The organism is Pleionea sp. WD8-19 (assembly GCF_055326765.1).
The window spans coordinates 1-25,810 of record NZ_JBUZOU010000022.1 but is presented as its reverse complement, the minus strand read 5'-3'; the positions used below and the strand labels follow the sequence as shown (position 1 = coordinate 25,810).

Below are 25,810 nucleotides of genomic sequence, written 5' to 3'. Positions count from 1 at the left end.
TAGGTATAGTTGATTATATGGTATACAGCAACGTTTATTTCAGCTAAGAGTTAACTTTTCTTTTATCAATTAAGTTGGGATAATTGCGACACTCAAAGCAAAATTAGCGACTACCGTTAAAAATGTACACACCCGAAAAACTTAAAATGCCTTCTGATCCGTTTAAAATTGATTTTATTCGAGAGTTTCCTTTTGCGTTACTGGTTTCGGAAAGCTTTAATGCTTCTCATATCCCTTTGCTCTATGAAACTGGAGAGAATGGAGAAGGTTTTTTGGTCGGGCACTTAGCTAGGGCTAACCCACACCTTCAACAACTTGAAAACAGTCGAGTACTCGCTGTTTTTAACGGACCGCACGCTTACATCTCTCCCCGTTGGTATGCGAAGAGTCCGGCAGTGCCAACATGGAATTACGCGGCTGTGCACGTGACTGGAAAGATAACGATGTGTGACGATGAAGAAACGTTGACGTTGGTGGAAAAACTAACAGCGCGAATGGAGCCTGAATTAATGGAACAGAGAGAAATTGTCACACCAGAAATAAGCGAAAGGTTGGTGAAGGCTATTGGAGGCTTTCGTATTGAGATCGAAACGATGGAAGGTAAGTTAAAGTTAGGGCAGCACCGCGCACACGCGGATCAAATGGGGGTTGTAGAGGGTTTGGAGCGATCTCCTGGTTTTGATGAGCAGGCATTATTGGCTTATATGAAGCGTATTGAGTGCGGCCTGGGATAATGGTTGAATAGTTTTTAAATCGTATCGATTTCTCGTTGTCGCATCCAGCTGGCAATGCTGTAGCGATCACGAGAAGCAGGCAATACTTCGTGTGGAAATCGATCACTCATAAAAAAAATGACAGTTCCCAGCTGGGGCTGCAAACGAAACAGTTCGCTTTTACTATCAGGGGAATACATGACCAACTCTCCGCCATGCTCAGAATGCCAATTAGGATTGAGATAAAGTACGGAAGAAATGATGCGCGAACGGGTGTTATTAAATGCATCTTTGTGTTTTTTATAAAAATCGTTTGGCTCATAGTAAGCGAGTTGACACTCAATATTGGGCAAGCTGATAAACAATTGTCGACTTAATTGTGATTGCAATTGGCGAATCCAACGGTAGTAATCGCCTAAAACAGGTGTCGATTCACTTAACCATAGGATTGAGTCTCGCCGAATATTAGCGTTAATGGTTTTATTCTGATGATGTCCAATAGCTGCATTTTTGAAAGCTGCTTTTGGAATATTTCGCGCCGCATTATACCAGTCATCGCATTGCGCATGGTGAAGCAGGTTATCAGCAACGAAATAGCCGCTTTGAACGAGCCCGCAGGCAATACTTTCGGCAATGGATTCGACTTTCTGATAAGCACTCATGAATACTTCCGCTAAGAGTTGGCTGCCATGAACCGGAGCGCGAATTCTACGCACATCCTCTCAGATGAAAATCAATTAATATTTTTCTTGTCGATAAATTATTTTGTGCGACTTTTTATTTTGGAGCTGATAAATCGTGCAGAGTGATAACGCGAAAGAACCGCACAGAGTTTTGTGGTCAATATCGGCACTGCCTGTATTCATTCGGTAGTCCTTTTTTGAAATTAAAAGCGGGTTTTAATACTCAAAATATTTTTGGCAGACTGCTTCTAAACTTTTGAAAGTAATAACTAATCACGTCATTAGATTGTTTTTTTGTAAAACCGAAAACGAGATAGTCAAAACTAGGGAGTTGATCTAATCTTTAACTTTATAAAGGTTCCAGAGTGATTGTTCCCATGCATTTAACGGAGAAGTATCGCCTTGGTCAATTATTGGTTGAATCCGGAAAGCTCACAGACGAGCAATTGACCATTGCGTTAAGTTATCAGGCTGAGTCTGGGTTACCGCTTGGAGAATCTTTGGTTGCGCTTGGGTTTTTAACGGCAAAACAGCTCAAGCGAACTCTTCGGCGACAGCAATGGCTACGCGTGGTTGCTGGTATTTTGCTTTTGGTTTCTCCAGCCAGCCCCATATTTGCCAATCAATACCAAAGCGAGATGGATACTCGAATCAGTATTGAGCAATCTCAAGCCGACTTTAGTGAGCAAGAAAAGAATTACGCGTTAGGGATTAACTATCGTGTCTCGCACCGAACGCACATGAGTTTTGGTGTAGAGCGTGAACCGACTTTCACACCACTTTCGGCTGACGGTTTGGGACAAACTCGAGAGTGGGTTCCTCAGATAACGATTATGCGGAGTGATACGCGTAAACCCAGAATGTTTGAGTCGTTAAGGGTGAATCGTGCGGAAGGGGAACACAATCGATACAAAAACACTGTTCCTGCCGTTTTTCGATTAACAGTAAAAGGATATTCTCTGTTTGAAAACAGTGACAACCAGTCGAATTTCTTTCAGTTAGATCGTATTAAAGGTGATCCTGGAAAAAAATACGAATTGATGTTCAGTGTGACGAAACACTTTTGAAGATGTAAGGGTGGCTCAGTCCCATCCCAGGGTGATGAAACTGAGCCAAGACTGGAAACTTAACTCGCTTTTTTTAATTGCTCCACTTGTGCCATTAAAGCCGTGGCGGTATCAACCATGCGATTGGAGTAGCCCCACTCGTTGTCGTACCAAGCAAAAAGTTTTGCCATTTTTCCATCAACACGGGTTTGGGTGGCATCAAAAATACAGGAATGTGGATCGTGATTAAAGTCGATCGAAACCAACGGACGATCGTTGTAGGCAAGGATTCCCTGGTATTCATTTTCGGCCGCTTGTTTCATTAACTCATTGATTTCAATTACGCTGGTATCACGTTCAAAAGTAACCGTAAAGTCCACCAGAGAAACATTGGCAGTCGGTACGCGAATGGCGAGACCATCAAGTTTGCCATTGAGTTCGGGTAATACTTGACCAACCGCGGCAGCGGCCCCCGTTTTGGTTGGTATTAAAGACTTGTCCGCTGCGCGTGCGCGCCTTAAATCCGAGTGAAAAGAGTCGGTAAGACGCTGGTCGCCAGTATAGGCATGAATGGTCGTCATCAATCCTTGCTCTATGCCGATCGCACGATTGAGTATTTGCGCCATCGGCGATAAACAGTTGGTGGTACAAGATGCATTGGATATCACTTGGTGATCCGCATTTAATTGTTGGTGATTGACTCCGTAAACCACGGTTAAATCAACGTTTTTGGCAGGTGCGGAAATCACCACTTTTTGCGCGCCTGCAGTGATATGCCCTAGTGCGGCTTCTTTGTCGGTAAAAACACCGGTACATTCAAAAACCAAATCGACACCCAGTTCTTGCCAAGGCAGTTGGGGTAGTTCACGTTCTTGGCTGTAATGTATTTTATTGCCGTTAATGGTGATGCTGCTTTCATCAAAGCTAATGTTGGTGTTTAACCGACCGTGTACGGAATCGAATTCAGTCAGATGTGCATTGACTTCTGTCGGTGATAAATCATTGATGGCGACTATTTCAATGTGTTGATAAGCCGGATTTTCGAGTACTGCACGCAGAATATTTCGGCCGATACGGCCATAGCCATTGATTGCAGTTCTTATTTTCATTGTAGGCTCCAATGCATAATGTTGTAAAATTACGAAAATTATGAGCCAATATAGACTAAAACACAGTCTAAATAAATATAGATTGGTAATAAAACGAGATATTGTTGAAATATTAACGAATAAAAGAGCTGAGTTTTATTATGGAAGCGTTTAACCGCTGATTAAAAGCAGCGGATGAGCGCGTATTAACGGAGGGGGTGTGCGGATGAAAGCGGCACAAGAGGCCTTTACCTGCTTGCTCTCGCGCCAAGGACAAATGTGACAATATAAAATTTCTAGAACCTAGAACCTAGAACCTAGAACCTAGAACCTAGAACCTAGAACCTAGAACCTAGAACCTAGAACCTAGAACCTAGAACCTAGAACCTAGAACCTAGAACCTAGAACCTAGAACCTAGAACCTATTCTTTCGGTAACCGAGTTTCTTTTAATGACTCTTTAATTCGTCGTAAATGCTCTTGAAAAACTGGCCCTCTACGCAACATCACACCGGTTGCCAAAATATCGGTAATAGTTAGATGAATAATGCGCGAGGTCATTGGCGTGTAAATATCGGTATCTTCCTGATCGCCCGGAACTTCGATCACTAAGTGGCAAATATTGGCTAAGGGGGAGTCAGCACTGGTTATGCCGATGACCATTGCACCCGATTGCGAGGCCATTTGCGCAGCTTCAATTAATGGAATGGTTCGCCCTGTATAAGAATAAATCACTAGCACGTCACCGGTTTGTGCAGCAGCGGCAGCCATGCGTTGCTTAAGTACATCGTCATAAACAATGGTTGGTGTACCTAAACGGAAAAACCGGTTTTCAGCATCGATAGCAACAGCGGCTGAACTGCCTAAGCCATAAAACAATATGCGTTTTGCTTGTGCCAATGCATCGACAACTCGGCTAACAGCGGAAGGATCTACTGCTTTACGCGCTTCACTGATCGACATTAATGTCGCATCAAATAATTTATTGGTAAACTCTTGAGTTGAGTCATCCAGAGAGACTGCACCTGTGAAATAAGGGGTTCCAGTGGCTAGGCTTTGTGCGAGCTGCAGCTTAAAGTCAGGAAAGCCTTTGCAATTCATCGAGCGACAAAAACGATTGACCGTAGGTTCGCTGACCTGTGCCGCTTTGGCTAATGAGGCGATGCTCGACTGGTAGGCCTTTTGTGGGTCGGCAAGTACTTCTTGCGCTACCTTTTTTTCCGATTTACTGAGCGTTTGTAATGCTTCTTCTATTCTGTTAATCAGTTTCATGAACTAACCTGATCTTTTAAAGTATTAAAACTATAACAACAACCGCCTTTTTAAGAAAGTCAGTTTCATATTTATGTTATTTTTTATCAATAATAATTTATTTGTGTAATAAAATTACATGAAATCCTTGGTGGACTGTCACTTTCTTTCCGTTTTGGCGCAAAATTAACAATTATTTCGTTGTTATTGTACATTTTAACCGTATAATAGTGACTCTACTCAGTGAAAATATGTAATAAAGTTTCATATTATGACATTTTCCATACACGAAAAAGCTTGTAACCTGGTCCTTTTCGGCGGTAATGGTGATTTATCTTACCGTAAACTGCTACCGGCTCTTTATAACCTTGAGCGTAAGTCGTTGTTGGCCGATGAGCTAAAAATTGTAGGATGTTCACGTACTCAACTTTCCAATGAGACCTTTCGAAAAGAAGCACTGGAAGGGTTACGAGAAAACGCCACTTCCAATCCTGATGATGCCCCGCAAATTGTTGAACGGTTTTTGTCGCGACTTTCCTTTTTATCAGTGGATGCGAGTAAACCCGATGACTTTCAAGTTTTAAAAAGTCATTTGGGTGAACACTCGGAACGTCTCTGTAATATCTATTACTTGGCAACGCCTCCTGGCTTATTTGTGCCGATTTGTGATCACCTGAAACAGGCTGGCCTGGTGAATGAAAAATCAAGATTGGTGATTGAAAAGCCCATTGGTTACAACTTGGAGTCGTCTATTGAGATCAATGATCAGGTGGCGGCGATTTTTGATGAAAAAAACATTTATCGCATTGATCACTACATGGGAAAAAGTGCAGTACAAAACCTGCTTGCGTTGCGGTTTGCGAATGTAATGTTCGAGCCGCTTTGGAATCACAACTTTATTGACCACGTGCAAATTACGGTTTCCGAAACGGTTGGTGTGGGTAATCGAAAAAGTTTTTATGACAAAGTCGGCGCGTTACGAGACATGGTGCAAAATCATCTGTTGCAATTGTTGGCGCTGATTGCCATGGAGCCCCCCACACATTTAACACCGGAAGCTTTAAAGCACGAAAAAATAAAAGTATTTCGTTCTTTACGTGCCATTGAAGGAAAGAAAACGCGATACAACTCGGTGCGTGGGCAATACAGCAGCGGTGTGGTCGATGGTAACAATGTGCCTGCTTACAATAAAGAAGGTGACAATCCAACACCCAGTGATACCGAGTCTTTTGTTGCATTAAAAGTGGATATTGATAATTGGCGTTGGTCTGGTGTGCCTTTCTATTTACGAACCGGAAAACGACTTGCCAGCCGATATGCAGAAATAGATATTCAGTTTAAAGATATTCACCATTCCATTTTCAAGTTACCTACGCAAGCAAATCGCTTAATCATTCGGTTGCAACCGAAAGACAGCATCAAACTGATGCTTATGAATCAGGAGCCAAGCTTGTCGGGCGCGCTTAACTTGGTGTCGGATGCGCTCAATTTGAGTTTTCATGATCAGTATGACCCTGCTGATATCCCAAAAGGCTATGAGCGACTTTTATACGATTCAATTATTGGCGATGCAACATTGTTTATGTCGCGGTATGAAGTTGAAGAAGCCTGGCGCTGGACCGACACCATTCTCGCAGGCTGGGAGGAGTACGATGTTCCGGTCGAGTTTTACCCTGCCGGCTCTATGGGACCAGACGCAGCCGATCAACTGCTTGCCAAAGACGGCAGAAAATGGTTTAACAATCGGGACGATGATAATTAAAACTCACAGAGTACATACGAGGACCGATTGACCATGAACGTAGAACTTTCAGGTTTGCATTACTTCGACAGTCGTGAAGAAGCGAATACGGCATTGTCAGCAAAAATTGCAGAAAATTTAAAAGAGGGTTTGCAGCAAAACGATCACGCTTCACTGTGGTGTTCCGGTGGCTCAACCCCGATGGCGATGTATCGCCAATTGTCGCAAGCGGATTTACCTTGGCACAACGTTTTAGTTTCATTGGTTGATGAGCGTTGGGTTCCTCCAACCGACGAAGCCAGTAATGAACGAGCACTGAAGGATTCATTACTAATGAATAAGGCAGAAGATTGTCAGTTTGTTCCCTTTTTTCATGTGACCTCGTCGCCAGAAGAAAACCAGCGCATGTTAGAAAAAGAGTTGAAAGAGAAAATTAACGGACCTCTGGATGCGGTTGTATTAGGAATGGGTAATGATGGTCATACTGCTTCGTTGTTTCCTTGTGCAAAAGAAACCGAGCAAGCCGTTGCAAGAGATAACCCCAACTTTACCGCAGTGACGTACCCAAAAATGGCACCACACCCTCGCTTAACCTTAACATTAAATCGGTTACTCGCTTCTCGGAATATTTATTTGTTGTTGTTTGGTGCTGACAAACTAAAAACATTAGGTAAAGCAGAACATCAAGGTGATGAGTTGTTAATGCCGGTTCGGTACTTTTTACGTAATGATTCGCCACGCTTACAAATTTATTGGGCGCCGTAGTCGACTTTAGAGTTGGTGCCGAAATAACTATTGAGATGTACCCATGACGTTAAACAATACCTTGCATCAAGTGACTAAACGCATCGCTGAGCGCAGCAAAAAATCGCGTGGTGATTACTTAGCTCAAATGGAAAGAGCCAAACAGAAGAAACCGCATCGTACCGTTTTATCTTGCGGCAATTTGGCGCATGGTTATGCAGCTTGCGGAGCCAAAGATAAAGAAATTTTGCGAGGTATGGAATCGCCAAATGTTGCGATTGTTTCAGCTTACAACGATATGCTCTCGGCGCATCAACCTTACTTGACCTATCCGCAAATCATTAAAGATGCCGTTCACTCGGTAGGGGCAACGGCTCAATTTGCGGGAGGCGTACCAGCGATGTGCGATGGGGTGACGCAAGGCCAAGATGGCATGGAGCTGAGCTTGTTCAGTCGTGATCTTATTGCGCAAGCAGCCGCTATCGCACTTTCACACAATATGTTTGATGCCGCGCTTTATCTTGGCATATGCGACAAAATCGTGCCGGGCCTGGTGATCGCTGCATTGCGCTTTGGGCATTTGCCTGGAATTTTTATTCCGGCAGGTCCGATGCATTCAGGCATCACCAATGACGAAAAAGCTCGTGTTCGAAAGCTTTATGCAGAAGGCAAAGTGAGTCGCGAAGAATTGTTAAACGCTGAAAGTAACTCGTATCATTCTGCCGGAACATGCACTTTTTATGGAACGGCGAATAGCAACCAAATGCTCATGGAAATAATGGGGTTGCATTTACCTGGCAGCTCTTTTGTTAATCCTGATTCACCGTTGCGCCAATATTTAACGGAATATGCCTCAGTTCGTGTGACGCAACTTACCGCACTGGACCGTCATTATCTCCCTATTGCAGAAGTGATTGATGAAAAAGCCATTGTAAACGGTATAGTTGGGCTGCTGGCTACGGGTGGTTCAACTAATCACACCATGCATTTGATTGCGATAGCTCAAGCGGCAGGTATTCAAATTAATTGGGATGATTTTTCTGATTTATCGAAAGTTGTTCCTTTATTGGCGAGGGTATATCCGAACGGTAAAGCGGATGTGAACCATTTTCATGCAGCGGGTGGAATGGCATTTATTATCAGCGAACTTTTAGGTGCTGGATTAATGCATGGTGATGCACGATCCGTGTACGGCAATACCATCAGTTCCTATGTTGAGGAGCCGTTTATTGAAAACAATGCATTGGTTTTCAAACGCGGTGAAAATCGTTCCAAAGATCTCGACGTATTACGGCCAGCGAATGACCCTTTTCAGCCGGAAGGTGGCTTACAAATTTTAACCGGCAATCTGGGCAGAAGCGTCATCAAAACATCGGCGGTTCTGCAATCGCATCGAATTGTTGAAGCGCCTGCGAGAGTGTTTCACAGCCAACACGATTTAGTCGAAGCCTGCCAAAAAGGCGAAATCACCGAAGATACGATTGCGGTTGTTCGATTTCAGGGACCAAAAGCGATTGGTATGCCAGAACTGCATAAGCTCACGCCTTATTTAGCGATTTTGCAAGACAAAGGGCTCAATGTTGCATTGGTTACTGACGGTCGAATGTCTGGCGCTTCTGGTAAAGTCCCGGCCGCCATTCATTTAACACCTGAAGCCGCAGACGGCGGGGTAATTGCAAAGGTAAAGGATGGGGATCTACTTCGACTTGACGCTGAAACAGGTGATTTACAATTGCTGGTGGATGAGCATGAACTTACCAGTCGAAAGCCTGCAATTGAGCTTCAAAAGGCGCATCACTTTGGAATGGGGCGCGAAATGTTTCAGTTAATGCGAGCGCAGGTTTCTGGTGCAGAGCAGGGGGCCTCCATATTTCGTTTTTGTGATTTCGTTGAGTAATTGTATTTAATGATGTTTATGTTTGGATAATTAATATGTCTTTACAACTGGTCGCCGATATTGGTGGAACAAATGCTCGCTTTGCGCTTATCGAAAATTACTCGACTCAGTTAATGCAAGTGCAATCGTTGCAATGCGAGAGCTTTGGTTCACCTTTACAAGCCATTAATCATTATTTAGCACAAGTTGAAGCTCAAGTCGATGAGGCTTGTTTGGCTTTGGCGTGTCCAGTAGAGGCTGATGCTGTCAAATTAACAAACAATCATTGGCAGTTCTCTAAAACTCAATTAACGAATCAGCTTGGTGTGAAACGACTCGTCGCGATTAATGATTTTACTGCAGCAGCAATGGCGACAACTGCAATCGATGAAAATGACCTTTTTCATCTGTCGGAACATCGCCAATTTAATACGGAAAAACAACGATGCATTATTGGTCCAGGCACAGGGCTGGGTGTTGCGGGCATGTTGTCTTACCAAGGTAAAACTCTCGTGTTGAGTACCGAAGGTGGACATCGAAGTTTTTCTCCAGAAAACGAAATTGAAGATTATATACTTCAGTTTTTACGCAACGAATTAACACTGGTCTCTTGCGAAGAAGTTTTATCGGGTCGAGGCCTGGTGAATATTTATCGGGCGGTTTGTAGCTTTTACCAAAAAACAGCGCAATTTTCTGACGCAGAAAGTATTGCTAATGCAACCGCAAGCGAAGATGAAATGGCAGTGCAGTCGTTACAACAGTTTTTTTCCATATTAGGAAGCATAGCAGGCGACTTTGCTCTGACGTTTGGTGCGGTGGGTGGTGTGTATATCGGTGGTGGTATTGCACCTCGATTCTCTAAGTGGATAAAACAAAGTGACTTTCGAAAACGTTTTGAAAACAAACTGAATTATCAACGCTATTTGCGAAAAATCCCCACAGCAATAGTTACCCATGACCAACCGGGTTTACTAGGCGCAGCTGCCTATTTAAAAAACCTATAAGTTAAATTGTTTAATTTGAGTGAGTAGACTGTGAATCGACATCAAACCATTCGTCATATTATGCGACAAGCCCCCGTGGTTCCCGTCTTAGTGATTAAAGATTTATCGAAAGCAGTACCGTTAGCAAAGGCGTTAGTAAAAGGCGGGCTTAACGTTTTAGAAATTACCTTACGCTCCGATGTAGCACTGGCAGCCATTGAACGAATTCAGGGCGAAGTAGAAGGCGCTATTGTAGGAGCCGGTACCGTTATTAACGAAAGTCAGCTAAAAGAGTTGGATAAACGCAACGTATCATTTGCCGTGAGCCCTGGCATTACACCACAACTGCTGGCAAATGCCCAACACCATAAAGTTCCATTATTACCCGGTGTGGCAAATGCTTCGCAAATTATGACGGGTATAGAGTTTGGTTATCATAATTTCAAGTTTTTTCCTGCAGAAACGTCAGGCGGCATCGCCGCTTTAAAATCATTTTTTGGCCCATTTGAATCCATTCGATTTTGTCCTACTGGTGGCATTTCAGCGGCTAACTTTACAGAGTATTTAAGTTTACCAAATGTGGAGTGTGTCGGTGGCACTTGGGTGGCACCCAATGATTTTATAGAGGCAGAGCGTTGGGACGATATTGAAAAGCTTGCACGTGCTGCGGTGAATAGCATTAAGTAATAGATGTTACTTTATTGGCTTTTTTCGTAGACGTTATTGATTGGGTAAAATAAATAAACTTCTTATCACATCGTTAAACACTTCAACCAAGTCGGGATCAAACTGTTTTCCGCTTTGACTGTTAATGAGTGTTGCGGCGCTAAAAAGCGATTTTTTATAGGAACGATCACTGCGCTCTTTGGTTACTGCACAGTAGGTGTCCGATAGCGCGATGATTTTTGCACCAGTTACGATTTCATTGCCTGCTAACCCGCAAGGATAACCCTTACCATCATAACTTTCGTGGTGTTGTTCGATCATTGTTGCAGCTTCATCCCAACCTTCAATTCTGCGTAGCAATTGAGCGCCCACATAAACGTGGTTACGAATGATTTTGAGTTCATCGTGGGTGAGTTTGTCTTTTTTACTCGTAATATTTGCTGGAACAAATAACATACCAATGTCGTGTAAATAAACGGCCGCCATCAATTGTTCAGCATTCACTGGACTGCCTATTTCCTCATTGGTTTTTAAACATAAATTAAGCTCTTCTTCTGTTCTGCCCTGCCGGTAAATATTGATTTCGTCCATTTGAAAGGCTAGCTTTCTAAAAAAGTTTAAGTCTTCTTCTTTTTTATTGGAGCTCCGTGAGGGCTTAGGGGTTTTGGCTTTTGTTTTTTTAGGCTTTTCGGTGGTGCTAACTTCGGCTTGTTCTTTTTGGTTAATCAGTAGCGTAAGTGTATTTTCTACCGTGGATAGTTCATCGGTAGCTTCTCCAGGCTTGGCGTTAAGAACCGAAACAATGTGTTTTCTTAACCCATCCAGTTCATCTTTACTGCACTGACCGGTTTGAGCCAGTTGTTTGATCATGGATTCCATTTTCTCGATGACAATCATAAAAAAGCTGCCATACAAGTGATGATAATGGCGTTGTCCGTCGCGCATTTCTGCGACGATTTCTTCAAGCTCGTGTGTGACATCGACAAACGGTGTTAGTAACACCATTCGGCAGTTGCCTTTGAGAGAGTGCATAGCACGAAATAATTCATGAACCAGATCGGGATCTTCATCGTCGTCGAGTTTATTAAGGCAGAGTTCCAATTCAATGATGTTTTCTTGAAGACACCCATTAAACTCCGCAATGATGTCGGGCTCGAGCTCTGTAAACTCAGGGCAGGTAATTGTTGTCATACGATTGCGAAAGTGATTTATCAGTATGCCGCTCATTGAGCAGGTCGGAAATACTACTGTATAAAAGTAGCACAAAAACCGTTAAGACGCGGTAAATACCGTTTTGTCACTTATTCTGGAAGTGCAATATCATCCATGGTTATTTCCAACGTTTCGCTGTCTTCTACAGCATCCATCCAATAAGCAGTAGAAGGCACATCACTGAAACTTTTTCCTGATGCATTAATTTCGGACAGTAAAAACTCACAAGTTCGCCTTGCTAAGTCAATGTGTCTTGTTAATGATAAACACCTTAACATTCGAGTGATACGCAGTTGGTTGTGGTTGTATTGACAACACCACTTTTTACTTTGAATGCCGAACTGGCCGGATCGGATAAGTTCTTCGGATTGATTTCGACCAAACCCCCAAAACGCAGCAATGGTATCAAATGAGCGTAGCAAGTTTTGTTGAACGTCTGCGGACTGATGGACTTCAGCAAGCGTCTCATTTGTGAGAATAGGGGCTGCCGGATTCACTGGGCTAGGCTCCGGTAAGGGAAACAGCCACTGTATATAATCGTGTTCGCTTTCCAGCTCGTCAAACGTCATGGTCCAAATGTCCACTAACGAGCGATTCCGATGATCGTTGGCTTTGTGCCGATAAAAATCAATCCACTGGTTACTGATTGTCATCGTTTGTGCCTTAAAGCAGATAATTCGTCGAGGTTAACCGAATTGTCTTTGCACTGGCAGCGATAGCAGGGTTAGCGGTTAAAATACCCGATAAGCTGAAATCCATGAGATAATTGGCGCTGATGATTCCAAATTGCGATTGGAATGAATTGAGTTTGCTGCAACTTATGTTTTCTTAGGAATACGCCTGCAGTGGCGCTATATACGTTATTCTTTGCGGTAAGAAGCGTTTCATCGTAATCATTGAACAGAGCGGTTTATTATGCTGTTGTCTGCAGAGCTATTACACTCTTGGTTTCTTGTATTCAGTAATCTATCTGCGTTCTTATTTTGCCTTTTCGTCGTGATAAAAGCGCCATGGTCACAAGTGCTTGAAGTGCCTTTAAGACAGCATTTACTGGCAGGAAGTACCCTTGTACTCACTGGTTTTTGGATGATGAGTTTTTTGGTCTCACCAGCGCTGACAATTCACCCTTTGCTGATGACGAGTGTTGCTTTAATGGTGGGTTTTCGATTGTCGGTTATTGTTGCAGCAATTGCTAACGTCGCTTTTTTAGTTTTATCAGAGCACTCTATTTGGGGCTGGGGTGTCCACTGGTGGCTCAACGGCGTACTTCCTGCCTATTTTATTGTGTATTTGAATTACCGGATGAGAAAACGTAACCCGGCGAATTTATTTTTTTACACGCTGGGGTTAGGGTTTTTAGGAGCGGCTTTAACTATTCCTTTAATTTTAGTGGGTACAGGAGGTGTCGCATGGCTTAATGAGCTTGCGTTATCGCAATTTGTTGGCCAATTGAAAGTTGAATGGATATTGTTAGCGATGTTTCCAGAGGCTTTTTTAAACGGTGTTATTGTTTCGTCGATAACGGTGTTTTTTCCCGATTGGATGAAAACGTTTGATGAAGACTACTTTTTATCGCGTTAATCGATGATTGAGCACACTGAACATGTTGCTGTGCGCAAATTAATCAATCAAAGCGCAATAATTTTTTAATGAGTGACTGAATGGCTTTAAATCGTTTCGGTTTAAGAGCATGCAAATTAGACGCTTTCAAAAAGGCATCTCTTGTTTGAAATGTCATAACTTATTGAGTTACTTGTATAAATAACTCCATTAGATCAAAAGCTTGGTAAGTCGGAATTAGGCTGCTCAATTAAGCGTCTGTTTAAAACGCTATAGTTCTCAGAATGAGAACGGTAACTGGTAACAAGGTACAAGTAATAAAAAGGACATTTTTTGCAAAAACTTAACGATCCTGTTGAATAATGTCCCCTGTTTTTTCTTATCACTGCTTTCTAGACTCCATTCATTATTTCCAAGTTGATTGGTTATAAACCCCGTACGAATGCAGAAACGATACTTTATAAAGCGTTTTCTAAGTGTCGTCTGCCCGCAGTTTCGTCATAACGCTAATAACTACGAAATGCTCTGGAGGACCAAAATGCACGCGAAAAAATGGTTGTGGGCAACGCTTATCTCACTATTCAGTTTATCAATCTACGCCGAACCGGGTGATTACGGTTTTTGGAAAACATTGAAACACTTATTTTCTCCGCCGAGTGCCGATCATCCGGTGACGGCTGAACAACGGACTGGGCCTTATCCTCTGCTTTCCAGCCCATCGGGATTTGACGATGAGTTTAGCGCAGGTGCGTATTTACAATGGCAAACGGTTCAATTGCACCCTGAAACTGGCGCACTTTGTGGTGACGGTTCACCGTACAAGTTTTTTGTAAATCGTGTCGCGCATACGAGTAACACGATATTTTATTTGGAGGGTGGTGGTGCTTGTTGGGATTATGCAAGCTGTAGCGGTCAATCAGGTATTCGAGGTGCACGAAACCCTAATGGGATTCCTGATGATTACATGAGTCTTATGAATCCATCAGCGAGCTTGGTAAGTCCGTTTGTGTTCCGACTGCACCCTTGGACCTACACAAAGTCGCAAAACTGGAATATGGTTTATGTGCCTTACTGTACTGGCGATATATACAGTGGCGATAAAGTGGCAATTTATGAAGACCCTAAAGGCGAAAACGAACCCTTGGTTTGGCACCATAACGGCTTAAGAAATATGCGTGCGGTGGTTTCTTGGGTAAAAGATAATTTGCAAAAACCGACTCAAATGCTGGTAACCGGTTGTTCTGCGGGAGGCACGGGATCACTCACCAATTACGAAGGTCTACGTGGTGATATCAACCCACGATACGGTTACATGATCAATGACTCAGGTCCAGTGTATCCGGCGCCTGTCGGAGCCTCTGACGAAGCCTATCCTTCGCTGCGCTTGCACAATCATATTCGATCGGCGTGGGGTCTCGATGAAGGACCGTTACCTTTTCTTCATCAGCGCCTTCCTGGCTTTGACTTGAATAATATGGGCACGTTATACCGTGGATTGGCGGAAAAGTATTACAACGATCGAATGGGTCACACTCAGTTCTGGCAGGATTTGAACTATTCATCTTACTCTTATGAACGGTTTTATGATGAAATTAACAATGAGCCTGATCAAGCTGCAAGGCATCAAATGATTCATGACCGATGGCATCAAGATACGCAAAACCTAATGCAGGAACTGAGCACATACCAAAACTTTGGCTACTACTTGCCTTATTTCCGTGATGTTAATGAGAGCCATTGCACCAGCATTATTGAGTTTGCAAACGCCGATATTCAAGAGAGAGGATTAGAGCTGGATCATTTTGTAAACAATGTGATGGAAGGCTCAGGACCCGTGATGCAAGCCAGTGAACAAGATACGGTTTCGGACTACCAGAAAGGCTTTAATTTCTTATACTGGCTGCTCAGTCAAATTCTTTAGTTAACAATCATATCCAACAAAACAAAATAGGCCCGAGAGGGCCTTTTTTGTCATTATCGTTCGTAACGATTATTCACTTTCTTTGAAATTCGTTAACTCATTCATTGAGTAAATAACTGACCTGAATTAAGCTAGCGTGCTATGGTCAGAATAAAACGAATAACGACAGTATTTTTAATCTTTACCTGTAACCTGCTGAATGCTATTTCAGAAGAAGAGCTGTTGTCGCTCAGTTTAAATGAGCTGTTGGCTATCCCTACCGATCGCGAATATCAAGGTATTGGCATTTTTCAATCCGATAAGAACAAAATTTCGAAACGTTCAATACACTTTGGAATGATTATCCCTGTCAGTAGTTTGCCTCGCTATAGCGCACAATTAATTACTGCGGCCGACTTTGCCGCCGACTGGGTGAATCATAATGGCGGCATCAGTGGTCGGCCACTTGTCATTATTCGTGCCGATAACGAGTCATCATCGGATGCTTCTGCTCGTTTCGCGAACGTATTAATTGATAAATTCAATGTGAAAGGCATCATTGGGCCAGGAACATCGGACAGTGTGAAAGCCGTAATGCAGCAAGCGGCAATTCCAAATCGCGTACCACTGATTACTTATGCCGCTTCGGCAAATCAATTAAGTGATTTATCGGACAATGCGCTTTTTTGGCGTTTAGTTGCCAGCAATCGACAACAAGTCGCCATGATTGTTGATCAAATTAAAAAACGAAACCGAGATAAGCGTGTTTATCTGATTAATGGTAGAGATCCTTACAGCCAGGAAATTGCAGCAGGTATCCGACAACAATTGCCTACGGCAAAGTTGGAAGAAGTGAATTACAGTTCATTCATCAATATCGATGCTCTTGAAATTGGTTCTGAGTTAGAAAAAATGAAACGATTTGAACCGCAGTCTATCGTTTTAAGTGTGCGTGCTAACATTATAATTCCATTTATTGAAAAGCTTGAAAAACAATGGCGAGGTTCATTGCCATTACTGCTAACGGGAGATAATGTGAAGCCGCATCAAATCGAATCATCTAAAGCAAATCGTGTTTCTCGTTGTATAGAAGTTTTAATATCAGAGGCATCAAACGATAGCGAATTAAATAAAAAGCTGTCTGAGCTGTTTGATGTTCAAGTAAGCGGGTATGATGCGGCTTACGTTTATGACTCTGTCATATTGTTTGCAATGGCCAATACGTTAATGATGGAATTAAACCTCGATTTTAAACAAGCCATGGAAAGCTTAACCGGTGATGGCCACATCATTGGCATTCAAGATTACCATCAAATTAAAGCACTATTGATTAAACACAATCAACTCAGTTATCAAGGCGCCAGTGGAAAAATTCGTTTCGACAACAAGGGGGATAACTTACTGGCTAACATCAGCACCAAGTATGTTGGGCCAGAGCCGGATAAAACAGCGGAATGTCGGCAACGTTTATAGGCGAAAAATACTTAAAGCTTTTCCAATACCTTGCCAATTGCTTGTTTCCAGTCTGAACCTTTAATGCCAAACTCTTTTTCAATTTTCGCATTACTGAGTACGGAGTACGCTGGGCGTTTAGCCGGAGTGGGGTATTGTTTGGTAGATATTTTGTTGACGTTTAACGTTTTGTCCAGTAATTTTTTATGCCTAGCTTGAGCGAATATTTCTTTTGCAAAATCGTACCAACTGCAAGATGAGTTGCCGCAAAAGTGATAAATGCCTTGTAATTGTTTCCCTTGCTGAACTTTTTCAATAATGACCCGTAGTGCTTTGGCTAAATCTCCAGCGTAAGTCGGGCATCCAATTTGATCATTCACAACCGACAGTTGGTCGCGATCTTGCGCCAGCCGCATCATGGTTTTTAAAAAGTTTGAGCCGTATTCGCTGAACACCCAAGCGGTTCGAATAATCATACTCTGTGAGCATGTGCTTTGAACTGCTTGCTCTCCTTCCTGTTTGGAGTGGCCATAAACCGACTGTGGGCTAACCGCGGCGTTTTCGCAATAGGGCTCATTGGCTTCACCATCGAAAACATAGTCGGTAGAAATATGAATCAAAGGTATTTTTTGTTGCTCACATGCGTTAGCAAGATTTTTCGGTCCCTGAACATTCACTTGATAAGCAAGTTGTTTATCGGATTCGGCTTTATCGACAGCGGTATAAGCGGCAGCATTTATCACTAAGTTGATGTCTGTAGAACGGAAAAAAGCGTCAACCGCTTGTTCATCGATAATATCGAGCTCTTCGCGATCGGTTGCTAAGTATTCGAACGGGGTGTTTTGAAGTTGATCGATGAGACAACGCCCCAGTTGTCCTTTACTGCCGGTAATTAATACTCTCATAAAAATTGCTCTTTAAAACTCGCTAATTTTTGATCTTTGTCGGATAAAATAGGGTTTTGTACTTGCCAGTTAATGTTTAAGGTTTTGTCATTCCATATAATGCCGCCTTCATCGCTGGGATCGTAGTAATCGGTACATTTGTATTCAAAGTCGGCGCTATTCGACAACACAACAAAACCGTGTGCAAAACCCGGGGGAACCCACAGTTGCTGTTTATTCTGTTCAGACAAGACAGCACTGTACCATTGCCCAAAAGAAGGAGAGTCTTTTCTCACATCCACCACAACATCGAGTACTTCGCCTCGTACCACTCGCACTAATTTGCCTTGTGGTTTTTTGTGCTGAAAATGCAATCCGCGTAAAACACCTTTAGAGGAACGTGAGTGATTGTCTTGCACAAACGGTTGCTCAATTCCTACCATGTCTTGATAGCGTTTTTCCTGAAAACTTTCTAAAAAGAAACCACGGTCATCACCGAACACTTTCGGCTCGATGAGCACACAATCTTTTAATGGGGTTTCGATGATTTTCATCGGTAGCCCTCCGCAACTTTTTGCAGGTATTGTCCGTAGCCGGTTTTTTCTAATGCTTCGGCCTGTTTCAATAATTGCTCTTGAGTGATCCAGCCATTTCGATAGGCTATTTCTTCTAAACAGGCGACTTTTAGGCCTTGTCGGTGCTCAATGGTTTGTACAAAGTGACCGGCTTCCAATAACGAATCGTGAGTGCCGGTATCGAGCCAGGCAAAACCGCGACCTAATAAAGACACATTTAAATCACCACGTTTAAGGTACGTTTTATTCACGTCGGTGATTTCCAGCTCTCCACGCGCTGATGGTTTAATAATGTGTGCAATGTCAATCACGTCGTTGTCATAAAAGTACAAACCAGTCACGGCGTAATTCGATTTGGGATTGGCTGGCTTTTCTTCAATGCTGATTGCTTTTTGTTGTTCATCAAACTCAACCACGCCAAAACGTTCCGGATCATTCACATGATAGCCAAATATTGTCGCTCCACTTTCACGAGCCACTGCGGCTTTTAATTTATCGGTAAAATGCTGACCATAAAAAATATTATCGCCTAACACCAAAGACACATTATCGTTACCGATAAAGTCTTCACCGAGTAAAAAGGCTTGTGCTAAACCGTCGGGGTTTTGTTGAACGGTATAAGAAATGCTAAGGCCAAACTGGCTGCCATCGCCCAATAGTCGTTGATAACCTTGCATATCTTCCGGTGTGGATATCACCAGAATATCCTGAATGCCTGCCAGCATTAAAACGGACAAAGGATAATAAACCATGGGTTTATCGTAAATGGGCAGCAACTGTTTCGAAGAACCCTGAGTAATAGGGTGTAAACGTGTACCAGAACCGCCCGCTAGCACAATCCCTTTGTATTTTTTCATGGTTATGCTCCTATACGTTGCAGTTGATAGTCTCCAGAGAGAACTCGCTGCCACCAACTTTGATTTTGCAAATACCATTGCACGGTTTTTCGAATACCAGATTCAAAACTTTCTTGTGGTCGCCAGCCCAATTCGCGCTCTATTTTACTGGCGTCGATCGCGTAACGTAAATCGTGCCCAGGACGATCGTTTACAAACGTTATCAAGTCTTGGTATTGCGAAATGCCTTGAGGTTTTTCTGGTGCTAATTCTTCTAGTAAATCACAAATAAGTTGCACCACTTCCAAGTTCTTTTTTTCATTATGCCCACCGATATTATAGGTTTCGCCAACTTTACCTTCGGTCACCACTTTATAAAGTGCGCGTGCATGGTCATCCACATACAACCAATCGCGAATTTGGCTTCCATCACCATATACAGGAAGAGGTTTAGCCGAGAGGGCATTTAAAATCATATGTGGGATCAGTTTTTCTGGGAAATGATAGGGGCCATAGTTGTTGGAGCAATTCGTCATTAAGATGGGTAAATCGTAGGTCCGTCCCCAAGCGCGTACAAGATGGTCGGAGCCGGCTTTAGACGCGGAGTAGGGTGAGCTGGGCGCGTAAGGGGTTTGTTCTGTAAACAAATCGGTTGTACCTTCTAGATCGCCGTATACTTCGTCGGTGCTGATGTGATGAAAGCGGAAAGTTTCTTTCTTACTTGGAGAAAGGTTACTCCAAAACTTGCGAGCCGCTTCCAGCAAGGTGAAGGTACCGACTAAATTGGTTTGGATAAAGGTATCTGGCCCATCAATAGAGCGATCGACGTGACTTTCGGCGGCCAAGTGCATGACGGCATCTGGCTGGTGTTCATTAAACACACGGTTGAGTTCCGACGCATCGCAAATATCGACTTGCTCAAATGCGTAGCGAGGGTTTTCGGTACAGCCGGGGAGAGAGTCCAGGTTACCGGCGTAGGTCAACTTATCGACATTAACGACCTGATCATGGGTATTTTCGAGTACTAATCGAACAACTGCACTGCCGATAAAACCTGCACCACCGGTGATGAGTATTTTCATTGGAACTCCGAAACGGATAAGAAAGGGTTAAATGCGTTAGATTTGGGCTAAATGGTAAGGGGATTTGATATTGGTGACAAGAGGTGGCTGGGAAAGAAAGGAGCGAGGAGCTGGGAGCGGGGAACGAAATGATAAAAGCGGTTTCGAGTTGCGTTACGAATTCAAAATCTTATCGAACCTCGAACCTCGAACCTCGAACCTCTTACCCGTTATCCAATCGATAAGCTTCACGCTTTAACTTTTCGATTTCTTGTCTCAAATACTGATCACGTGTTAAGCCATCGGGAAACTCCGTCATTTGTAAAATACGTTGGACCAGCTCTTTTTCTCGTTGTTTGTAATCAAGAAACTGTGGATCGCGATTTTCCTGGTAATTTTGCCATGCTATGTCCACGGCTTGCTTGTGTTGACCAATTTCTTGCTCTGCGTACTTTTTGTATTCGTACTCATCCATTAAAAAGCGCATTACGCTGAGTTTTAAAAACAACGACTCCGCATTGTTTATCATCTTTTCTTGTTCGAGACTGGTCACTTCTTTAAGCAAATCATTGGCTTTTTGTTGTCGCTCTTCGTCATCCAGTTCATCCATTTGTTTAATCTGTTGCTTGATACGGTGGCTATTTTCGAGTTGGTCGAAATAGGCTTCGGCAGCAGCAATTTGTTGCTGCGAAAACGATTCTTTTTGGTTCAAGACAGGCTCGCTAATTGTCTTAATATAGTCCGTACTTTGGCTTGAAGGTTTATGAGATACGTTTTGTTCGACTGTATTCTGACGATTTACCAGTAAGACCAAACCAGCGATAACTGCCAACAGGGCCACTAAAGCGAGTAATAAACGCATGCCTTTCTCCTTTTATGTCGAATGGTCTTACTGTATGAAGTTTGAACGGAAATTACAAGCAAGGCATAAATGCGAATGATTGGTTATAAGGTGATGAGATAGTGGTAGAGTTTTGAGCGTTGCTTAGTGATCGCTCGGTAATAAGGTGGCTTAACATTTTAACGCCCATACACTTGCACTAATCTTTGGGGCAATACGATTGAAGTAAGGGTGTCCTGTCCATGGTTTAATTTCATTTAATTTCGACTGATTATGCGGGTGATGTAAGTGCAGCTACTTGGACTGATATTTCCAATCGAGCGGCTTGGTCGGAAGGAAATCGCGAATGGAAAGAGTCTGGTGAAGTTGATATTACCGACTTTATTGGTGGAAACATTACCGTTGCTTTTCAATACGCCAGTTCGGATGACGGTGCACCGACTTGGCGTTTAGAGTACGTTCGAATCGTTGAAAAAGATGATGGATTATCGGACGTGCCTTATACCGTTCAACCGGCCAGCAGTGGGTCAATGGGATGGTTTGTATTGCTAGGATTAACTGGATTAGCAATCGGACGTCGACGAGTGTAAGTATTGCATTCACTACAAAAAGCCACTCTAATGAGAGTGGCTTTTTTGTTTTTAAAGGACTCTTGTTTTTTAAATTGGAACTTAAAAGCTTCACGCTCTTTATTTAACTCTGAATGAATGTCCATTTATGAATGATCGCTATCACGGCGCTCGTCTTGAAAAACAAATGACACCAAAATAAGTGGCCGATCGTTTAAGAACATTGGTGTATCCCATTGAGTGGAACTCGAAGTTAAAAGTTTCTTAAAACAGCGTATTATTCCGTTTGATTTTTGATGTATCTCGCATGTGAATATTTACCTATAATGGTGAATGTATGAGTGTCATTTGAGACATTTCTCACTTGAGCCAACTTTCCACTTTTGCGATACTTCGCGCGGTCTCAATAGGGAGTTGTTGCTTTACAGGGACACCAAATGAATAACCGTTTGCGCCAATAAAAACACTTCGCAAACAAAAAAAGTATCACACCGATTTTTCAGGGGTTTGTCATGCACCGCATTTTATCTGCGCTCGGTCTGTTTTTGGCCGCGTTTTTTGCTACCACTTTATCGGCCGCTGCGCCTTATCCTGCGACGAATGTAAAAGGGCCGGCTACGGATGCCGATGGCACCTACACCATTACGTACACGCGTTCGAATGCTTACATGTATCGCTTATACGAAAGCAAAAATGGGGGCAGTTACGCGTTTGTTGAAGCGCGTTCGGATAAAAGCAGCTCGTTTACGGTAACCGACCGGGTTGATGCTAGCTACCTCTATAAAATAGAGGCGTGTAACCTCAGTCCCTTCCGTGGACTTGAGTGCAGCATGTCATCACCGAGCAATGTGGTGACGGTGGCATCGTCGCCGAATACGCCTGTTAAACCCACCGGACCTTCCAGCAGTAGCAGCGGCAATTACACGGTTTCTTGGAGTAAACCGGCCGGCACCGTGACTTACTACAGCGTGCAAGAGCGTAAAAATTCCGGTGCTTGGGTGCAGATTTCCAGCAAGCACAGCACGACCAGCATGGCGTTCAGTAATAAAACCAGTGGTACTTACGATTATCGCGTGCGTGCTTGTAACGGTTCGGATGCGATGTGTTCGGCGTACAGCAGCTATTTGCGTGTGACGGTGACCATTGATGCGGGCAGCCTAATCCCTGATGCCACATTGCCAAGCGACTCCATTCCCAACCACGATGCTACTGTTGGTGCACTCGAAGGTGGCGCTGGCGTTTCCGGTGGTGCTGCCACTTACTCCATTCCGATTGCGATTGCGCCAGGAAGAGCGGGCATGCAGCCGGCGGTTTCCCTCAGTTATTCTTCGCGCAGTGGTAATGGCATTGCCGGAGTCGGTTGGAGTTTAAACGCCAGCACTTCATCCATCCATCGTTGTGGGCAAACCGTGGCGCAAGATGGGAAAAGTTTAACAGTGACTTATTCCGCCAGCGACGACCGATTGTGTTTGGACGGTCAGCGATTGATGGTGGTTAGTGGTACTTACGGACAGAGTGGTGCAGTGTATCGCACCGAGCTCGACAGCTTTGTTAAAGTGACACAAACCTACAGCATCAACTCAACGTCGAGCTATTTCGTTGCACAGTTTAAAAACGGACGCACTTACCATTACGGGAGCAGTGACGCACGGCATAAAGCGGGCGGTCGCAATGAAGTACTTCGTTGGGCTTTGGATAAAGTTGAAGACCCCTCGGGCAACACCATTCACTTTGATTACAGCCAGTACGGTGAAGGCGAGTGGTTATTGAGCAACATTGATTACACCGGTACCAGTGTGCGTGGTAATCGCAAAGTCAGCTTCACATACGAAACCCGTCCCGATGCCAGTGTGGCATTTTTGGCTGGAGGAAAAACCGAAAGCACCCAGCGCTTAAAAGCCATTGAAACTTTCGTTAATACCAGTGATCGCTTACGCCGTTACGAATTGGAGTACGGTTCGGTCAGTAATGCCACGGGTCGCAGTGTGCTGCGCAGCGTGCAGGAGTGCTCATACGTTACCGGCACCGAAACCTGTTTGCCGAAAACGGAATTCGATTGGCAGGAATCGGCGCGTGCGTTCAGCAAGTTAAACAGCAACCAACACACCGTTGGAACACTGAATGGCCAATACGGTAGCGATAAAAGCGCCGGTGAATTCAGTTTTTGGTCGCTCGACCAAAGCAAAGACTTGGACGGTGACGGTGGTTTGGACATGCACCGAGACGGGAAGTTTTTTATCACTTCCGTAGGCCAATGGGTTACGCCTACCACCAACAATAGCAATAACGGTGGCATGGCACTGACCGCACAGTTTGGCAACCAATACGTTGATTACAACCTCGATGGTAAAGCCGAATTCATTCGAGCCAACAATAATGGCGAACTGGTGCTGTTCGGTTGGGAAAACAACCAGGTTATTGAAGTGTTCAACACGGGCATTGATGCAACCTGTTACAACACGCGCGATGCATACGGTACGTTTGTTTTTTGTCAAGGGCATACGGGCGACTTTAACGGTGATGGTTACACCGACTTCTTGGTGCCTAATCGTTACGCTTGTACACAAAGTGACTTACCGCCCAACCCGGACAACTCCGGAACGCCCATTGTGAATTGTAGCGGCGGTGATAAAAACTTGTATTTCAAGCTTTATTTGCACAATGGCAATCCGAGTGCCCCTCAATTCAATTTGGTCAATGGCAACGTTATGTCGGCCGCTAACGCTAGTGCCACTGAGTTTCAAGTGATGGATTTCAATGGCGACGGCCGTTTGGATTTGGTCCGCCTTGGCGCTTACAGCACAAGTGTGGTTTGGTATCGACAAAACGCCGATCACAGTTTTACTCAACTGTCGGTGGCACTGTCGCTGGTAAAGCGCAACTATCGTCCAGGGATGCAGCAATGGATGGATGTAAATGGCGATGGCTTACAAGATTTACTGGTTTTGTCGTACCAATCCACATCAACCCATTACACCTGGAAGCTGTTTCTGAACCAAGGCAATGGCAGTTTAGCAACCGGTGTGGATACCAACATTGCGGAGCCGGTTTACCGAAAAATACACAACGAAGAAGCGCGCAAAGAACAATCGCTTGCCAATCGCATTCGCCAGGTGGATTACGATGGTGATGGCATTAACGATTGGATAGTGCCCGTCAATCGTCGTGCTTGGGCGATGTGTCAAACCGACTTGCCGCCCGGTGTGGTGTGTCCTATTGATCCGATGGCGAGCGAAGACGGCGGCATGGGCGGCGATCGCATTCCGCACAAATACGATACCTGGAAATACGAAATTCATTTAACGCGTTTTCATAACGGCAGCTTGAGTTTTGAAGTGGCCAACATTGGCAGCAGCGAAATGGTCGCCGCTTTGCAAAACACCAAACTGCTGGATATTAACGGTGATGGTGTGAAAGAACTTGTGACAGGGGTCGGTTACGAAGACGATGGCACACGCACCAACACAGAAACGCCTCACGATTTATTCGTTTATCAGTTCGCTTATCAAAACACCGATAGCCTTACCCAGGTCACCAATGGCTTCAATGTAACCAGCGAATGGACGTACCAACCATTAACGCAACCGCACGCCGATGGCCGAGCACTGTATGTGCTCACCAGTCGCAGTGGCGCTAATCCGCCATACTTCAATTTCAGTAATACCATGACGGTAGTCAGCGCGTTTAAGCAGTCCAACGGTATCGGTGGTGAGAATACCACCAAATATCAGTACCGAGACGCACGTCATCATGTGCAAGGTCGAGGCTTTCAGGGCTTTCACAGTATTATTGTCGACAGTCCCGATGGCACACGCAGTGTGACGGACTTTCATCAAACCTTTCCGTTGGCCGGGCAAGTCTTAGAAGCACGCACTTGTTTAATCAGTGACGGTAATGACACCTGTGCCATCAATCCTTTGACCAAAACACGTTACGCCTACACCAGCCAACACACCGTCAGTGGCAACAGCGATGTCACCTGGGTGTATCCAAGTCAAACCGAAAGTTGGCAGTACGATTTGGAAACCCGCAGCCAAACGCAGTACAGCAAAAGCAACGTGCTCAGTACCGACCATTACGGCAATGTGCTCGAATCGAGTAGCCAAGTGGATACCGGCTTTGGTGTGGTG

General features: G+C 44.0%; 23 protein-coding genes. 12 read left to right on the top strand and 11 right to left on the bottom strand.

Going from position 1 to position 25,810, the window contains the following annotated elements; translation table 11 throughout:
• Positions 1-122 precede the first annotated feature (122 nt).
• Positions 123-734 carry an FMN-binding negative transcriptional regulator gene (locus ACTUJY_RS18965; protein ID WP_463617708.1) on the top strand — a complete coding sequence of 204 codons (612 nt, stop codon included), beginning with the start codon at positions 123-125 and terminating at the stop codon, positions 732-734.
• 14 nt (positions 735-748) lie between these two features.
• Here ACTUJY_RS18965 and ACTUJY_RS18960 read toward each other — a convergent pair whose 3' ends face one another.
• Entirely contained in the window at positions 749-1,429 is a 681-nt protein-coding gene (locus ACTUJY_RS18960; RefSeq protein ID WP_463617707.1) for a 2OG-Fe(II) oxygenase, read from the bottom strand.
• 332 nt (positions 1,430-1,761) lie between these two features.
• Here ACTUJY_RS18960 and ACTUJY_RS18955 point away from each other — a divergent pair, with 332 nt between their 5' ends.
• On the top strand, positions 1,762-2,463 hold the full coding sequence (locus ACTUJY_RS18955) for a hypothetical protein (protein WP_463617706.1): 702 nt from the start codon (positions 1,762-1,764) through the stop codon (positions 2,461-2,463).
• A gap of 59 nt (positions 2,464-2,522) precedes the next feature.
• Here ACTUJY_RS18955 and gap read toward each other — a convergent pair whose 3' ends face one another.
• Together gap and hexR are read right to left on the bottom strand one after the other, a co-directional pair.
• Entirely contained in the window at positions 2,523-3,551 is a 1,029-nt protein-coding gene (gene gap / locus ACTUJY_RS18950) for a type I glyceraldehyde-3-phosphate dehydrogenase (RefSeq protein WP_463617705.1), read from the bottom strand.
• 401 nt (positions 3,552-3,952) lie between these two features.
• Positions 3,953-4,801 carry a transcriptional regulator HexR gene (hexR, locus tag ACTUJY_RS18945; RefSeq protein ID WP_463617704.1) on the bottom strand — a complete coding sequence of 283 codons (849 nt, stop codon included), beginning with the start codon at positions 4,799-4,801 and terminating at the stop codon, positions 3,953-3,955.
• Positions 4,802-5,051: 250 nt separating this feature from the next.
• Between hexR and zwf the strand changes: the two genes are divergently transcribed.
• Genes zwf through ACTUJY_RS18920 form a run of 5 tightly spaced genes read left to right on the top strand, consistent with a single transcriptional unit; the run spans position 5,052 to position 10,811 of the window.
• Positions 5,052-6,542, top strand: coding sequence for a glucose-6-phosphate dehydrogenase (gene zwf / locus ACTUJY_RS18940; RefSeq protein ID WP_463617703.1), 1,491 nt, complete (start codon positions 5,052-5,054; stop codon positions 6,540-6,542).
• A 33-nt stretch (positions 6,543-6,575) separates the two neighbouring features.
• Positions 6,576-7,286: a 6-phosphogluconolactonase gene (gene pgl / locus ACTUJY_RS18935; protein WP_463617702.1), complete on the top strand. Its 711-nt coding sequence runs from the start codon at positions 6,576-6,578 to the stop codon at positions 7,284-7,286.
• A gap of 43 nt (positions 7,287-7,329) precedes the next feature.
• Positions 7,330-9,162 carry a phosphogluconate dehydratase gene (edd, locus tag ACTUJY_RS18930; protein ID WP_463617701.1) on the top strand — a complete coding sequence of 611 codons (1,833 nt, stop codon included), beginning with the start codon at positions 7,330-7,332 and terminating at the stop codon, positions 9,160-9,162.
• A gap of 35 nt (positions 9,163-9,197) precedes the next feature.
• A complete protein-coding gene (gene glk, locus ACTUJY_RS18925) occupies positions 9,198-10,145 on the top strand; it encodes a glucokinase (protein ID WP_463617700.1) in 948 nt (315 codons plus the stop codon).
• 30 nt (positions 10,146-10,175) lie between these two features.
• A complete protein-coding gene (locus tag ACTUJY_RS18920; RefSeq protein WP_463617699.1) occupies positions 10,176-10,811 on the top strand; it encodes a bifunctional 4-hydroxy-2-oxoglutarate aldolase/2-dehydro-3-deoxy-phosphogluconate aldolase in 636 nt (211 codons plus the stop codon).
• Positions 10,812-10,844: 33 nt separating this feature from the next.
• Here the strand turns inward: ACTUJY_RS18920 and ACTUJY_RS18915 are convergent, their stop codons facing one another.
• Complete coding sequence (locus tag ACTUJY_RS18915; RefSeq protein WP_463617698.1) at positions 10,845-12,017, bottom strand: HD-GYP domain-containing protein; 1,173 nt, start codon at positions 12,015-12,017, stop codon at positions 10,845-10,847.
• Between the two features lie 74 nt (positions 12,018-12,091).
• Entirely contained in the window at positions 12,092-12,655 is a 564-nt protein-coding gene (locus ACTUJY_RS18910) for an opioid growth factor receptor-related protein (protein ID WP_463617697.1), read from the bottom strand.
• A 262-nt stretch (positions 12,656-12,917) separates the two neighbouring features.
• Here ACTUJY_RS18910 and ACTUJY_RS18905 point away from each other — a divergent pair, with 262 nt between their 5' ends.
• From ACTUJY_RS18905 to ACTUJY_RS18895, 3 genes are all read left to right on the top strand, one after another.
• A complete protein-coding gene (locus ACTUJY_RS18905; RefSeq protein WP_463617696.1) occupies positions 12,918-13,583 on the top strand; it encodes an energy-coupling factor ABC transporter permease in 666 nt (221 codons plus the stop codon).
• 517 nt (positions 13,584-14,100) lie between these two features.
• Positions 14,101-15,483, top strand: a complete 1,383-nt coding sequence (locus ACTUJY_RS18900) for a pectin acetylesterase-family hydrolase (RefSeq protein WP_463617695.1) — start codon at positions 14,101-14,103, stop codon at positions 15,481-15,483.
• A 141-nt stretch (positions 15,484-15,624) separates the two neighbouring features.
• On the top strand, positions 15,625-16,935 hold the full coding sequence (locus tag ACTUJY_RS18895; RefSeq protein WP_463617694.1) for an ABC transporter substrate-binding protein: 1,311 nt from the start codon (positions 15,625-15,627) through the stop codon (positions 16,933-16,935).
• An 11-nt stretch (positions 16,936-16,946) separates the two neighbouring features.
• Here the strand turns inward: ACTUJY_RS18895 and rfbD are convergent, their stop codons facing one another.
• The 5 genes from rfbD to ACTUJY_RS18870 form a co-directional block, all read right to left on the bottom strand.
• Positions 16,947-17,819: a dTDP-4-dehydrorhamnose reductase gene (rfbD, locus tag ACTUJY_RS18890; RefSeq protein ID WP_463617693.1), complete on the bottom strand. Its 873-nt coding sequence runs from the start codon at positions 17,817-17,819 to the stop codon at positions 16,947-16,949.
• A complete protein-coding gene (gene rfbC / locus ACTUJY_RS18885; RefSeq protein WP_463617692.1) occupies positions 17,816-18,352 on the bottom strand; it encodes a dTDP-4-dehydrorhamnose 3,5-epimerase in 537 nt (178 codons plus the stop codon). The genes rfbD and rfbC overlap by 4 nt, the downstream gene beginning before the upstream one ends.
• Entirely contained in the window at positions 18,349-19,230 is an 882-nt protein-coding gene (gene rfbA, locus ACTUJY_RS18880; RefSeq protein ID WP_463617691.1) for a glucose-1-phosphate thymidylyltransferase RfbA, read from the bottom strand. The genes rfbC and rfbA overlap by 4 nt, the downstream gene beginning before the upstream one ends.
• A gap of 2 nt (positions 19,231-19,232) precedes the next feature.
• The gene (gene rfbB, locus ACTUJY_RS18875) at positions 19,233-20,291 is read right to left on the bottom strand and encodes a dTDP-glucose 4,6-dehydratase (RefSeq protein ID WP_463617690.1); all 1,059 of its coding nucleotides are present in this window, start codon (positions 20,289-20,291) and stop codon (positions 19,233-19,235) included.
• 202 nt (positions 20,292-20,493) lie between these two features.
• A complete protein-coding gene (locus ACTUJY_RS18870; RefSeq protein ID WP_463617689.1) occupies positions 20,494-21,132 on the bottom strand; it encodes a hypothetical protein in 639 nt (212 codons plus the stop codon).
• Positions 21,133-21,371: 239 nt separating this feature from the next.
• Here ACTUJY_RS18870 and ACTUJY_RS18865 point away from each other — a divergent pair, with 239 nt between their 5' ends.
• Positions 21,372-21,701: a DUF5017 domain-containing protein gene (locus ACTUJY_RS18865; RefSeq protein ID WP_463617738.1), complete on the top strand. Its 330-nt coding sequence runs from the start codon at positions 21,372-21,374 to the stop codon at positions 21,699-21,701.
• Here ACTUJY_RS18865 and ACTUJY_RS18860 read toward each other — a convergent pair.
• Positions 21,620-21,826, bottom strand: coding sequence for a hypothetical protein (locus ACTUJY_RS18860; protein WP_463617688.1), 207 nt, complete (start codon positions 21,824-21,826; stop codon positions 21,620-21,622). The genes ACTUJY_RS18865 and ACTUJY_RS18860 overlap by 82 nt on opposite strands.
• Before the next feature lie 366 nt (positions 21,827-22,192).
• Here ACTUJY_RS18860 and ACTUJY_RS18855 point away from each other — a divergent pair.
• A partial coding sequence (locus ACTUJY_RS18855; protein WP_463617687.1) for an FG-GAP-like repeat-containing protein occupies positions 22,193-25,810 on the top strand: 3,618 nt, incomplete at its 3' end.